The sequence below is a fragment of the Rosenbergiella nectarea genome (assembly GCF_900111105.1).
GTDB classification, from domain to species: Bacteria; Pseudomonadota; Gammaproteobacteria; order Enterobacterales; family Enterobacteriaceae; genus Rosenbergiella; species Rosenbergiella nectarea.
The window spans coordinates 1-12301 of the sequence record NZ_FOGC01000021.1; the positions used below are offsets into that span (position 1 = coordinate 1).

General features: G+C 45.1%; 23 protein-coding genes and 1 tRNA gene. 1 reads left to right on the forward strand and 23 read right to left on the reverse strand.

What is annotated here, in order from left to right:
* Positions 1-20 precede the first annotated feature (20 nt).
* The 23 genes from BMX14_RS15985 to BMX14_RS16105 all read right to left on the reverse strand — a co-directional run bounded on the left by BMX14_RS15985 (position 21) and on the right by BMX14_RS16105 (position 11396).
* Positions 21-209, reverse strand: coding sequence for a hypothetical protein (locus BMX14_RS15985; protein ID WP_092674806.1), 189 nt, complete (start codon positions 207-209; stop codon positions 21-23).
* Positions 202-801, reverse strand: coding sequence for a Rha family transcriptional regulator (locus BMX14_RS15990; RefSeq protein ID WP_408011887.1), 600 nt, complete (start codon positions 799-801; stop codon positions 202-204). Before BMX14_RS15990 ends, BMX14_RS15985 begins: the two co-directional genes overlap by 8 nt.
* 127 nt (positions 802-928) lie before the next feature.
* Positions 929-1603 carry a phage antirepressor KilAC domain-containing protein gene (locus BMX14_RS15995; RefSeq protein WP_092678473.1) on the reverse strand — a complete coding sequence of 225 codons (675 nt, stop codon included), beginning with the start codon at positions 1601-1603 and terminating at the stop codon, positions 929-931.
* 302 nt (positions 1604-1905) lie between these two features.
* A complete protein-coding gene (locus tag BMX14_RS16000; protein ID WP_092678475.1) occupies positions 1906-2094 on the reverse strand; it encodes a hypothetical protein in 189 nt (62 codons plus the stop codon).
* The gene (lysC, locus tag BMX14_RS17260; RefSeq protein WP_456238916.1) at positions 2087-2314 is read right to left on the reverse strand and encodes an Rz1-like lysis system protein LysC; all 228 of its coding nucleotides are present in this window, start codon (positions 2312-2314) and stop codon (positions 2087-2089) included. Before lysC ends, BMX14_RS16000 begins: the two co-directional genes overlap by 8 nt.
* Positions 2235-2618 carry a hypothetical protein gene (locus tag BMX14_RS16690; protein ID WP_177173196.1) on the reverse strand — a complete coding sequence of 128 codons (384 nt, stop codon included), beginning with the start codon at positions 2616-2618 and terminating at the stop codon, positions 2235-2237. Before BMX14_RS16690 ends, lysC begins: the two co-directional genes overlap by 80 nt.
* A 5-nt stretch (positions 2619-2623) precedes the next feature.
* Positions 2624-3046: a structural protein gene (locus tag BMX14_RS16010; RefSeq protein WP_092678478.1), complete on the reverse strand. Its 423-nt coding sequence runs from the start codon at positions 3044-3046 to the stop codon at positions 2624-2626.
* The gene (locus BMX14_RS16015) at positions 3033-3374 is read right to left on the reverse strand and encodes a phage holin, lambda family (protein WP_092678480.1); all 342 of its coding nucleotides are present in this window, start codon (positions 3372-3374) and stop codon (positions 3033-3035) included. The genes BMX14_RS16010 and BMX14_RS16015 overlap by 14 nt, the downstream gene beginning before the upstream one ends.
* Positions 3375-3502: 128 nt before the next feature.
* A tRNA-Ile gene (locus BMX14_RS16020) sits at positions 3503-3580 on the reverse strand.
* Between the two features lie 701 nt (positions 3581-4281).
* The gene (locus BMX14_RS16030; RefSeq protein WP_092678482.1) at positions 4282-4905 is read right to left on the reverse strand and encodes a hypothetical protein; all 624 of its coding nucleotides are present in this window, start codon (positions 4903-4905) and stop codon (positions 4282-4284) included.
* A gap of 99 nt (positions 4906-5004) precedes the next feature.
* Positions 5005-5385 carry an HNH endonuclease gene (locus tag BMX14_RS16035; RefSeq protein ID WP_092678484.1) on the reverse strand — a complete coding sequence of 127 codons (381 nt, stop codon included), beginning with the start codon at positions 5383-5385 and terminating at the stop codon, positions 5005-5007.
* A gap of 243 nt (positions 5386-5628) precedes the next feature.
* Positions 5629-6234 (reverse strand): recombination protein NinG, encoded by a 606-nt coding sequence (locus tag BMX14_RS16045; protein WP_092678488.1) that lies wholly within the window; start codon positions 6232-6234, stop codon positions 5629-5631.
* Positions 6200-6469 carry a hypothetical protein gene (locus BMX14_RS16050; RefSeq protein WP_177173197.1) on the reverse strand — a complete coding sequence of 90 codons (270 nt, stop codon included), beginning with the start codon at positions 6467-6469 and terminating at the stop codon, positions 6200-6202. The genes BMX14_RS16045 and BMX14_RS16050 overlap by 35 nt, the downstream gene beginning before the upstream one ends.
* Positions 6466-6888: a hypothetical protein gene (locus BMX14_RS16055; protein WP_092678492.1), complete on the reverse strand. Its 423-nt coding sequence runs from the start codon at positions 6886-6888 to the stop codon at positions 6466-6468. Before BMX14_RS16055 ends, BMX14_RS16050 begins: the two co-directional genes overlap by 4 nt.
* Before the next feature lie 242 nt (positions 6889-7130).
* The gene (locus BMX14_RS16065; protein ID WP_092678496.1) at positions 7131-7406 is read right to left on the reverse strand and encodes a hypothetical protein; all 276 of its coding nucleotides are present in this window, start codon (positions 7404-7406) and stop codon (positions 7131-7133) included.
* A 181-nt stretch (positions 7407-7587) separates the two neighbouring features.
* On the reverse strand, positions 7588-7848 hold the full coding sequence (locus tag BMX14_RS16075; RefSeq protein ID WP_143056435.1) for a hypothetical protein: 261 nt from the start codon (positions 7846-7848) through the stop codon (positions 7588-7590).
* A complete protein-coding gene (locus tag BMX14_RS16080) occupies positions 7845-8096 on the reverse strand; it encodes a hypothetical protein (RefSeq protein ID WP_092678502.1) in 252 nt (83 codons plus the stop codon). The genes BMX14_RS16075 and BMX14_RS16080 overlap by 4 nt, the downstream gene beginning before the upstream one ends.
* Positions 8097-8106: 10 nt before the next feature.
* Complete coding sequence (locus BMX14_RS16985; RefSeq protein WP_092678504.1) at positions 8107-8289, reverse strand: hypothetical protein; 183 nt, start codon at positions 8287-8289, stop codon at positions 8107-8109.
* A gap of 47 nt (positions 8290-8336) precedes the next feature.
* On the reverse strand, positions 8337-9689 hold the full coding sequence (locus tag BMX14_RS16090; protein ID WP_092678506.1) for a replicative DNA helicase: 1353 nt from the start codon (positions 9687-9689) through the stop codon (positions 8337-8339).
* A gap of 2 nt (positions 9690-9691) precedes the next feature.
* Positions 9692-10504 carry a replication protein gene (locus BMX14_RS16095; protein WP_408011888.1) on the reverse strand — a complete coding sequence of 271 codons (813 nt, stop codon included), beginning with the start codon at positions 10502-10504 and terminating at the stop codon, positions 9692-9694.
* A 52-nt stretch (positions 10505-10556) separates the two neighbouring features.
* Positions 10557-10718, reverse strand: coding sequence for a hypothetical protein (locus BMX14_RS16695; protein ID WP_177173198.1), 162 nt, complete (start codon positions 10716-10718; stop codon positions 10557-10559).
* A 19-nt stretch (positions 10719-10737) separates the two neighbouring features.
* Positions 10738-11070, reverse strand: a complete 333-nt coding sequence (locus tag BMX14_RS16100) for a CII family transcriptional regulator (RefSeq protein ID WP_092678510.1) — start codon at positions 11068-11070, stop codon at positions 10738-10740.
* 122 nt (positions 11071-11192) lie between these two features.
* Positions 11193-11396 carry a Cro/CI family transcriptional regulator gene (locus BMX14_RS16105; RefSeq protein WP_092678511.1) on the reverse strand — a complete coding sequence of 68 codons (204 nt, stop codon included), beginning with the start codon at positions 11394-11396 and terminating at the stop codon, positions 11193-11195.
* A gap of 99 nt (positions 11397-11495) precedes the next feature.
* Between BMX14_RS16105 and BMX14_RS16110 the strand changes: the two genes are divergently transcribed.
* Entirely contained in the window at positions 11496-12209 is a 714-nt protein-coding gene (locus tag BMX14_RS16110; protein WP_092678513.1) for a LexA family protein, read from the forward strand.
* The last annotated feature ends 92 nt before the right edge of the window (positions 12210-12301 follow it).

A 12301-nucleotide genomic window follows, 5' to 3' on the forward strand; every position in this document is an offset into this window, starting at 1 on the left:
GAAAGTGGCTCTCGGGTTGGTTATTTTTTTGATTTCGACGCTCTCAAGGATTCTTTCCTTTCTTTCAGTGTCATTAACGCCTCAATCAACACATCAACGTTCTCTATGCATGCAACACCTTCGGCTACTCGACCACATGAGAAGTAATCGACTGCACTTTTAAGATATCGTTGAGTGGTTACCAGTTGAGATTTTTCATCTTTAGTCATTAGTCACTCCCGGCAAGCAGATTTGAGACTGTTTCTCTAGTCGCTCAATCTTGGCTAATAGCACTGGTTTCTTAACTCGCCCCCATCGATTGAGTAGGCGACCGGACATGCTGGCCACGTCTTTCTCTTTCATGTATTCGAGCATTACGGCGTTGCGCTCTGCTTCGTACCCATTCTTTATCTTGCGAAGTTCTTCGGCCATCCAGTTGAAGGCATTTATACAGGCTTCTTTGATGACTGCCGCAGCCTTGCCATTAAAACCCATGACAACCATTACAAATCCGCTGAAGTCCATGGTGTAATACTTCTGTTTTTTATCGAAGATACCTAAGTCGTTGATTTTCTCGGAAACGCAAAAGTGCGCCTTCCTGAAATCATCTGAGCAGTGACAGTTTTCTACAGCTCTCAACACATCCCCATGGCGTTTATTAAATGCCTTAGCTATTTGGAAGGTATCTGTCAGCACATCACCTGAGCTTGCTGTGACAAATTGATGAAAGTTAATTTCTCTCGTTTCGATTAATTGCATGATGCTTTCCTTACTTAGGTAATGAACCTTTGCCGCGTAGGAAGTCAGCCCATCGAAGCGCATCAGCTAAACTGAAGTCCTCAAAGGCTCATTCCTAAAGAAGGTTCGATGTTGTGTGCTCTGCGGGAGCAATAAAAAACCCACTGGTTAAAGTGGGCTTGATTCGATGTGTATAAGTGTGCTCATTTCTTTAAGCTGCCTTGATGCTTTCTCTCGCGAGTAGTCCTGCTACCCACTGAATACCTTTAGGTGTGAACTTCGCTTGAGAAAAGGCATGACCGTTGTCGGCTTCACCCGTTTTTAGTTGAAATCTTCCAGCGTCTAAGTGCTGAGAATAAGGTGTCATCTTTCCTGCTAGCTTGTACATGATGTTGTTATCCACCAGGAACACACGGAAGTCGTTCTCTTTCACCTTCAGAAGCTTTGCTACTTCACGAAAGCCCATCAAACCCGTGGCATTAACGTAGTGATCGACAAAATCAGCCTTTGGTTCTGCGATGGCTAACTTGCTCTCTAGCTCTGCTTTCTGCTCTGCTAGGTCGGCAGCTAACCGGAGTGCTTCGGGAAGCGTTTGAGGTACTCGGGTCTTTTCTTCCAGTTCATGCATACGTTTGATGACTTTCATTCGAAGCATTGCGCTGTAACCAGTTACCAAGCATTCGGTATGCTCTTTATCGAGAACATACTCTGTTTGGCTACGGTTCATACTGTCTGAATAGATACGCGCAAATTTGCTCACATCTTCTTGCAGTTGTTCAAACATTACTTCAATGTCTCTTTTGACATCTGGGTGCCGCTTGCTAGTAACCTCCGCAATTTCACGGCTGGTCATTGTTAACGTTTGGTCGTTTACTGGATAGTTCATGGCGATTTCCTTTTAGTGAATAAGCCTCGTTGCCCAGAAATACCGCCCACAGAGAGGTCGCCACCTATAGCGGTTTTCTCCGAAGCTAATTCCTGAAAGGCTCTGTGTTGTTTCGCCGGGCATGGCGCATAAAAAAAGCCCACCGGTTAAAGTGGGCTTGAGTACGGAGAGTAACGAATCGCAATTGTCGTAATGCTTCACAGCATGACTAAATCACTTGTCAGTTATGACCATCGAAGATATGGATCACCTCTTTAGGGTAATAGCCACAATCGAGGTCACGGATATGACCTCTGTTCTGGCTACTGCGTGACAACTGGCGCAACAGTATTGGCTTTCTGTTCTGCAAGGCGCTTTTGCACTTCCGCTTCAATCAGCTTTGATTTCTCTTCGGCTTTAGCTTTGAAGTAATCGCGCACCTTCACCCATCCGCCCGCAACCAGGATAAGTAGAATGGCGATAGAGTTTGCGTAAGTGAGTAATTCAGTCATTTTTCTGTCTCTCTAATTCGATTTGCTGGATGGCTGCCTTATCTTCATTGCAGTTCTCTAGCGCAGTTAAAAGTGATTCGTTCCACAGGAGGCTTGATTGCCATGTAAACGGAAGCTCTGGGGAGGGTATGGGGCATTTCCTAGTCAGACTTTGCGGTATCGGTACTGGCGGAACCTTGACGTATTTGGTCGGCGTGTCTGAGCAACTCACTAGCAGCATTGCTAGGCACAAGCTGAGAAGCGCATTTATCAGTCGAAACCTCCTGAATGATATACTCAACTCGCTGCTTACTCTTGGCATTGTTATTTTCCTGAGATTCATAAGCAGCCTTGGCTATCATGTTGAAAACCGACATTGAGCGAATAACAGATGAGGTAACTAACTGCTGACTATTGAGTTGCTCTTTGGCGTTAGATGCGGCATCGGCGTTAGATTTGTACTTAAAGCCGAATATCAGGCCAGAGAGTAAGAGCAGTAGAGCCGAAGCTGTTAGCAAGGTGGCTAAGATAGACTCTCTGCTCATAACCATTACCCGTTAGCTAAATCAATTGCCTTGACGAAGGTAGCGAAGTCATAAGGCTGACTTCCGTTCTCATGGGTAATGATTGCCTCCAGTAAAGGGATCATCACCCGACTATCCGTCACGTCGATAACCTTGTCCGCGTCAACACCGACTTGTTTAGCCACGCTGTTGATATAAGCCTCGGTATCGTTTTCAACAGGAGGGGCCCATCGGTTAATGATTTTCCTGACGGTATTTAACCCGTGTTTCTTTTCATAGTTCCGCAGAATGATAATCATTGCGCGTATACCATATTCAGGAGCTGTGAACTGACAGAATGACTTATCAGTACGCTCTGACTTGGGCACTAAGCCCTGCCAATCATCTCCCCATCGAATATTCCCCGGGTTGTTATTTCGAATCCCACGTGCGCCGCTAGTGCTGGTCATTTCTCACTCCTAATTTGTTTCCGATAAAGCGCATAGCGAAAGCTCTAATTGAGTCCACGCCAATAAAACCGACTGCGCCACCAATACCTACAGATAGCGTCTTGGGTAAGTTTAAATATTCAAAAGCAGAGGCGAATGTGAGCGTTAAGGCACCACACAACAGCCCTTCAAGTAACATCTTTTTCCATCCGCCGCTTGTGTAAGCAATTCTTAGAACAGACATCACGACTGCCATAAGCACCGCCCCAACAGGCGTATCTCCTGACCACCAACTATGCAGGAGTCGTCCCCATTCAGAGACGGTATGAGGGTCATTATTCATTTTCATTTCCACCCCCGAGTGGGGATTTGTAGTAAGGGATTCACCGCCAGTCAGTTGATAGTATCTGTGTGGGATAATTGGGATTGACTTGCGGTGAAATAAAAAAGGCCTCACCGAAGTGAAGCCTTGAAATTTGGTTCCCCAAGGCGGATTCGAACCGCTCCTTCACCCGGTTATGAGCCGGACGCATTGACCTATTATGCTATTGGGAAGTTGGCGCGCCATCGAGGAATCGAACCCCAAACCGTAGAGGTAGAAGCTCTATGCTCTATCCAATTGAGCTAATGGCGAAAAATGGTGGAATTACACCATATAAAAAACCCGCCTATTTGAGCATTATTAAGAGGCTTGGCGGGTGTATTGAAACTTCCAAACGTATCACGACCTAGAGTGACCCATGCCATGTAGAGGTTATGAGGAAGACTATTAGAAAACCGCAGGGTAACACTCACAGGTGAAAGCATGATTGCCAGTTAAGCCTACGGCATGTTTGGTTGTGATGGCTGGATGGCGATGACACCCGTAACCTTTTTTAGACTGGTTCAGCTTCCAGTATTCGCTTTATTATCACAACGAAAAGCGCACTCATTTAATGCCGCTGACTGATAGTCGGAAGCTGTGAATGCGCTCATCTGTTGTGTGCCCGTTATTAATCACACCGGGCCAGTGCGCCAGATTAGGTAGCAGGGAACTGGAATACCCAGTGGCTAGGTTTCTTAGGCCGCTGCCAACTTATAATCATCGTTTGCATTTATTTTTAGATGATAAAAACAATCGCTAACCATGACGAAAACTCCATAAAAAAACCCCGCCGAGGCGAGGTTTAATGTTGGTTTGCTCAGTTCGCTTTTACTCCCAGAGCGTACCTGAAATATACTCTAGTGATTGCCCAAGCCTTTTAGCTATTCGTGCTTTATGCTGCATTTTGTAGAATTTCTTTCTTCAATTCACGCTGAGCTGCATAAAATAATTCTCCTTCCAGTATTGATTCAGCCCATTCCATTCTATTTCGCGCCTCTTTCGATGTTATGCCAGTGATATAACTTAAAGACCGCTGAACATCTTGCGAGCTTTTGCACTTGCAGTATCTTAATCTTGCTACTGAGCGGATCGGGTTATCTCTGCCGAATGTTTTAGTAATTACGCGTTCCATAAAGTCAGCATCATCAGATTCTTTGGCGAGAGCGATGATGTTGGCTGCTGAAGATTGCGGTACTACTAAGTCACGTGCCTTGCGCATTAACTCTTCCCCTCGGTAGCCCTCACAGAAAAGCTGAGACACCACCTTTTCTATTTGCTTCCCCTTCTGCTCACTCCATTCACAACGCATCATTAGACGACCAAGGATGTTGATTTCTCCCCTGTCATATTCTTCGTTGCCGAGGTGCTGGCCCCATAATTTAAGGAGGTGACGAATCCATGCTCGCTGCGACTCGTTGATAGTCTTCCATCCGTTACCGAATAAACGCCGCATATCAGCCGACGATCGCACACCTGATATTTTCACCACTAACCGGTAATCGTGTTCAATGCGCATTCTTCTTCCTCCGCTTATTGCCGGGTTGGGCTGGATAACTCTGTGGGGTTTTGTACTGGACTGTTGGGGTTATGGGTGAGAAGTGGTTAAGAAGTTTGGTTAGCCAGTACATCGCATACCGTCCTTGTAAGTTTCAAACCAGAATACGACCGGCTTATCGATAACCTCAATTAATCCAAATCGCTCAGCAGTTCTTATATTCACACTAGATTTCCTAGCTCTTTCAACTTGTAGTGAGACTTGCCTTCTGAACACTTCAAGTTCATATGCTGATTTCATTAAATTGCATGGAGCACAAGCCGGGAAAAGGTTATCCAGAGATTCAGCAGAACAATTAAAAGCGCCTCCACCGGGCTTTCGAAGCAATGCTTCAACATGATCTGCATGCCATCCTTTTTCTGGCAGCTCACATCCGCAATACGCACAGCAGCCACCGAACTTCATACGAAGAAGTGTCCGCTGCTTAGGGGTTAATTTCATACCCACCCCCTCTGCTTAATTAGCCAAGTCATAACTCTACTCCCATGCATTGCTCTATCAGGCCAGCCTCGGCGAATTCAGCCTTTGCTATTTTCATGGCCTCGCTGCTTGAAGGGATATTGAGGCTACATGAGGCTATAACTTTGCACCCGAATCTAACTCTTAATCGGTTTAGAAAGGTTGACCTGACTATGAATTGACTGTTGAAAACGTTATTTCTGCAGAACAAATATTCAGTAGTTTTCATACTCCCTCCCTCTGCTTAATTAGCTCTCTGGTTTTCTGCCTGTAGTGCGTCGCAAGTTGCTTCAACTCTTCCCGCGTCCATTTCTTTACTGGGTGCGGACCCATCAAAATATCGAATGCCTCCTGCCCTATTTTTTCAATAAGGTTCGGCGTGTAGTTTTCGATATTTCCTGATAAGTGCTGGTTACAGGGGGCGCATTGCTTATGGCAGTTGGTTTCGTCATAGCGGGTCGCTGGAGAGGCTCCACGCGTTCGATAATGCCCTGCGTCATACTTACCCTCATGATGACGCCCACAGCTAATACAGGGCTGCTCTGCGTCCCTTGTGCGGATGTATGTATTGAATGCTGCTTGGGCTTTACTGTGGAAATAACTGAGGGGTTTTACTTCGAGCTTTCTTATCTGGTGGTGACGGCGTTCTTGCTGTGCTTCTTTTTTGCGCTTTGATTCTCTTTCCTGTCGCTCCTTGAGCCTTTTCTTCTCCCTTGCTGCTATCCCAACTACTACCCCGCATTCCGGTTTACACCACCATTCATTCTGAAACCGAGGATGAAACCATTCTCTGCAATCAGGGTTCTTGCATCGGCGTCTTGGCTTGCGCATCACTCCCTCCTAAATCGTAATAGTTCGGATCTTTAGCCAGAATCACTTCGTCATCTTGCAAGCGGCGCGTCTCAGTCATCAATCGACCACGCACTACGATGTGATGCTTGCAGTCTTTGTCATCCTCTAATCGCCTTACCGTGTATCGGTGAACGTGTAGCAGCCTAGCGACCTCGGAATAGTTGTGCTTGTTCTGATTAAGCATTACCGGTATTGATGTGATGTGTTCACTCATTCTTCCTGCTTCCTCTGTAGTTCTCGGTACTCGCACTCGTGAGGTATTGTTAGCTTCAGCCCTCTCTGGTGCGCCCATACATCTATGTCATTTAGGTATTTGTGCATTTCACCAACATCTAGCAACTTGGTCGATTTAACCCAAACTGTTTTCCCCATGATGGTTATTGGCTTTGCTGGGCAGAATTGCTCTTTAAGCCACTCGTGAACCCATTCTTCAGAAAATGATTCGCTACTGACAGCCGTAAGTTGCCCTGCCATTTCAGCATTCCATTTCCACATGAGATTGTTTTGAGATAGCGACCGCTTTTCACGGTACTCTGAGATTTTTATTCGCCAGCGTTTGCCAGTGGAGATTATTTCTTTGAGGATTTGCCAGAGTTGAGACTTGTTGGTTTCATGCAGGATAAACTCCCGCAATGGTTACTCTCCTTTCTGGTTATTCCAGTTTTCTACTGCTTCCTCATGCTTGATACTTTGTTTGCCTTTCTTCCCGCATGATAAGCACTCAGCCCAACGACTCCTTGGTCTTTTCATTTCTTCACTGTGCCTTCTAATTTCGGGTAACGTGAAAAATACCTTGTGCGGGGTCTTTTTCTCCTTGAAAACCAAAGCATCCCCGCCGCAATTGCAATGTTTTAACTGCTTTCGTGATTCAACCATTACTTACCTCTAAAGTTATTTTTACTTTCTCTGCATACCATGGCCAGAAAATTTGACTCACAAATCATTGCCGTTCTAATTTCAGCACTAAAACGAAATCCTAGTTTGTTTGACTTTCCCACTGAGCGCTTTCTCTTCCTGTGAACCTTCCTTGCATGCGAGGCTTGTAGCTCATCTCGTCTTTCCTTTGAAGCGTAAACACCTTTCGCCGGTATTTTCCGGTATTGACCCTGATAAGAAACTAACAGGTCATGAACATTTGTAAATTTAGCCATTATAAATACACCGTCTCGCTGATTATTTTGCCGCAGAAGTCGCACTTAAGCGTATAAATAACATACTGCTTAACAGGCCTCGTTGATGTTGAGTCATTGAAAACTTTAGTCCTGTGCGGTTTCCGGTACTCGGAATATTGGTGCATACCGATAAAGCACTTCCAGTTTCTACGGTCATCCATCACTCACCGCCTTTCATCATGAGGAATACGATGCAGATAGCTCTGCGGGGATTTGAAGTGAATCCGGTAGCGAAATTAGTTGGATGCGTTGAAAGCCCCATCCATTCACCCAGAAAATATTTAACTCCTATATGGTTTTCTTCAGCTAGTTGCCCAGCCAAACTCCAATCTGAGCACCACTTAACGCCTCTAGGAATATTCATTGCATCCGATACTGCAAGCTCAATCTGCTCGTCACTCATCTCTTGGTAATTCATCATTTCAGGCATCCCCATAGCTCTTCTGTCTGTTCGCGGCGTTCCTGCAAATCGTTAGCGGTGATACAAGGCGATATACAATCTGCAAAGATAATCTCGCCTTCCAGTGACTCGACCCATCGCCAGCCTTGGAATATCGAGATAGATATTTTTCCCGGAACTTCTTTCGGGAATTGCTCTACGTTCTGTAGCAGGTACTCCATGGCGTCTTCACGGGACACAGAGTACTTGTAGTTAATGTTTGGTGTCACATCCCTCTCCCTACGCATGAAAATGCTTAATACAGGCGTATATCAGAGCAAAACTGACAAGTAATGCCTCAAGCCTGATTATGTATTTAATACCCAGAGCTTTGACTGCGTTTTCCCAAGTAATAAAACTGATGAAAAGAACAATCAAAGGAGTACTGAAAACCATATATAAATAAAACCCTAAATCACTCATATCCCTCTCCTACTGACATAAAAAAACCGCTTTAAGCGGTGTGGGGGTTATCCTGCCTTCTGGCCTCGCCAGTTTGATTTAGGCTTAGCCTCATCCTCGTTCTGAGCATATCGCGCCGCCACTTCTTGCTGGTCTATCCGGGTAAAGTGTCCGTTTCGCCATCCCATGTAAAACGTCTTTGGCTCACCTGATCGGTATTTACCGACAATTATTTCAGCTATACCTTTAAACTTACTGTTCTCGTCATAGACTTCATCACGGTAAGGAAAGATGACAACATCCGCATCTTGTTCTATTGACCCTGACTCGCGCAGGTCTCCGAGAGTTGGTCGCTTATCAATTCGACTTTCTACCCCGCGATTAAGCTGAGATAGGAGGATTACCGGAACCTTGTTACGCAAGGCAAACTGTTTCAATCTCCCCGTGATGTAAGAAAGCGCTAAGGCGTTTGTCTCCGCCTTGGGCTTTTTGATGAGTTGTAGGTAATCGATAGCTAAAAAGCTAAGTCCTCCATCTTGATTCATGCGTTCTGCGTGAGAAATGATTTCATCAACAGTGAATGCACCATCTAGCACATAGTTATCTTCATCTTGGAGTTGTGACGAGGCAACAGTTAAACGGGTGAATTGCTCGTCAAGCATATCGTTTGGGTTACGCAATGCTCCAACTGCTAACCCACTCCTGTCTGCAATGTGTCTCTCGACAATCTGCATTTCAGACATTTCCATCGAGACAAATAATCCGCGCCCCTTGCTGCGTCCGATGCTGTTGGCGATCATGATTGCCAGCTCGGTTTTACCCATACCCGGGCGTCCGGCCAAGATGATTAAATCGGTACGGTCAAAGCCGCCGTATTTATCATCCATCGGTTCAATACCAGTTTTCAGGTAAAGCCCAGACTCTTCTCCTTTGGTTCGTTGCTCAAGAACGTCCATGTAATCCGTCATCATGTCACCGATGCGGCGAGGGAGCCGGTCATTGGTTTCAAATTGGATTGTGGAAAGTTCCCCAGAAACCTCAGTAAGCACATCGTTGATGTTATGAGTGTTGATGCCAGATAGCGATTCTAACGCGCTGCAAAGCTTCTCCTTTGCCTGTCTAACCATCCAGCATTGACGGACCTTCTTGGCCCAAACTTTGATGTTTGACGCCGATGAACTTCGCCGGGCTACTTCCATAACCAAATCCGATGTTTCTGCTGGAACGCCATGTTTCACAGTGAAAATATCAATCGTCTCAACTTGGTCTAGCAGACGAACAATTACTCGATACATCGCTCTAAGGTGGTGGTTAGCGAATGCCTCAACTGGCAGCTTGCCAACGATGTCACGGGTGTCTATGTGGTCACCTTTGGCGATCATCGCGGCGACTAGCAGCTCTTCAAATTCCAAACTTTCCATGGTTAATCCTCGCTAGACAGAATCTCGTCGATTTTCTTTTGGGTCAGCGCGGTATCTATTCCAAACCGCTTACCGTCTGAGTTTTTACCGCAAGCCCATTGGGTAGGTGTGTAACCGAACTCGATATACCCGTTAATCATCGTGTCCACGTCTGCTGGCTCTTTCCCCGTTTGTTTGCAGTATTTCACATGCGACCGGTACAGGCGGTTAATGCCATCCTCTGCGGTTTTGGTGATTACGTTCATGCGGGGTAACCCGTATTGGTCGGCTTTGCAGTTCCAAGTGTCGATAAAGCGTTGGTGATCGAATTGGACTGGCGATGATTTCTTGCGAGTGGATTTTGGTTTTTCAGGTTTTGATTTCTGGTCAACCGAATCATTCCCCTCTGGGGATATAGGGGTAATATCTTTTATATTTTGAATAATATCTTTTGTGTGTTCCGTTTTGGTAACACCTTGAGTTACCGGTTTGGTAACATTTTTTGTTACCGCTTTGGTAACAATGTTCCCTATTTGGTTACAGTCTGGAATTCGCCACTCGGATATGTTCTTATTCGGCCCAATTCGTGAGCCTTCTTTGAGTAAAATATTCATTGAAATCAGTTCGTTTTTAGCAATGTTTGCTTTGGGTCTACTGATTCTACAAATCTCGGCTAACTGGCTATCTGCGATGCGGTCCATCTTCTTCTTAAAGCCATACGTTTTACGACATACGGCGTGCGCCACCTTGGCCTGATTGCGAGTTAGGTTAGCCCCTATCAGTTCCTCATAAAGCGTCATTGCTAACATGATGAAGCCATCATCAGTATCAGCCACTTTCCGCTCCGAATATTCTTGAATAGGCTCACTTGGAACCAATGATAAATGTCTAACGGCTACCATGTTTGACCCCTGCTTTAGCTAGTCTAAACTCTCCGATTAACCGCGCGGCAAATGCACGATTGTTAGCGGCTACATCAACCAGCCCTACAGGGCGCTCAGGTTGGTAACGCTCCTCTTTTTGCTGGAAATTACTACGCTTTTTTGTCATAATTACCTCGTTGATTGTTCTACAGTTCCAAAGCAAGTTGTGATGAAGCTCGGTTGCCGCCGGGCTTTTTCTTTGCCAGTAATTCTTCCATTCTCTCCAGCTTCTTCTCTAACCGGCTCATTGTTCCGACTAAATCAAACTCCGGTGTTTCCATTCCTGCATAAGCCAATATCAAACTCATTAGCTTCATGGTGCTGTACTTCTGTTTGCCTGTAGCAGCCTTTAATCGGCTTACTGCGGCTTCATTCAGGCCAAGCATCTTTGCGAGCTTTGTCTGACCCCTTAGTGAAATCTTCGAGAGTAAGTAGCTCTCTATCTGCAAGGCTTTCTTGCGTTCTTTTGCGAACTCCATTTGGTAATATCCTTGTGTGTTTAGTTGAGCGATCAGCTAATAGCTGAATGCCGTAAATAGATTGGGCTATTCGGTGGGGTTGCACTTTTCAGTGCTCGATTGAATGGTGTTAATCGGGTTTTTTAGATAACTTGAACTTCACGTTTACTACTAGGGAATGGTTTAAGCTCTTCTGCGATAACTTTTCCATTCTCAAAAATTGTTACAGTGATGTTTCTACCAGAAGAAATAGCTTTGCTAATTGCACTTTGTCCACAGTTAAAAGCCTCTGCTGCTTTTTCCTGACCGTTCCTAGAAACAAATGCTGAAAGGGATAATTTTTCCATACTGCCTCCTTAATTACCTACCCATTATTACTAATAGTAATTAATTAGTCAACACTAAAGGTAATTGGAGAATATTCCACGCGGTTATAAAATAGATAGATGAAAAAGAAACCACTAACACCAGAACAAATCGCCGATGCGACTAGGCTTAAAGCGATATTTGATAATAAAAAGAAAGAGTTGAGCTTGTCTCAAGAAACTCTTGGAGAGGCTTTGGGTATGAGTCAGAGTGGGGTTAATCAATTACTGAATGGTTCTAATGCGTTAAGCCACACTCATGTTGCGAAACTTGCGAAGATACTTACGGTTTCTGCCGAAGAAATTAGCCCATCTTTAGCATTTGAAATTAGCGACATGTATGTAACGATTAAAAATCCGAGCGCCGTCATCACTCAGCATACGTACCCTTTATTCACAACAGCTCAGGCTGGACAATTCACCGATGTAGATGGGTTTACAGAGAAAGATGCAAGATGTTGGATAGCTTCAACCAAGAAGGCATCAAAGAACTCATTTTGGCTTGAAGTTTCAGGGCACTCTATGACAGCTCCACAGGGAAGCAGGCCAAGTTTTCCAGAAGGAATGCTGATACTGGTAGATCCAGAGGTTCCAGTTGAAAGCGGTGATTTCTGTGTGGCTGGAATTCACAACGACTCAGAGGTGACGTTTAAAAAGCTTGTATGGGAAGACTGTACAGCATGGCTTGAGCCATTAAACCCTAACCCACGCTACCAAAGCATCGAGTGTAATGAGCACTGTAGGATTATTGGCAAGGTAATCAAGGCACAATGGCCCGAGGATGTTCTCAGCTAGGCGTAGCTGTAGAGGCTAAGATGCGGTTTTTGTGAAAAATCTATAAATGTTAACATTTAGTATCCGAAGAGTTCTTCTCAGGTAAAATTTAT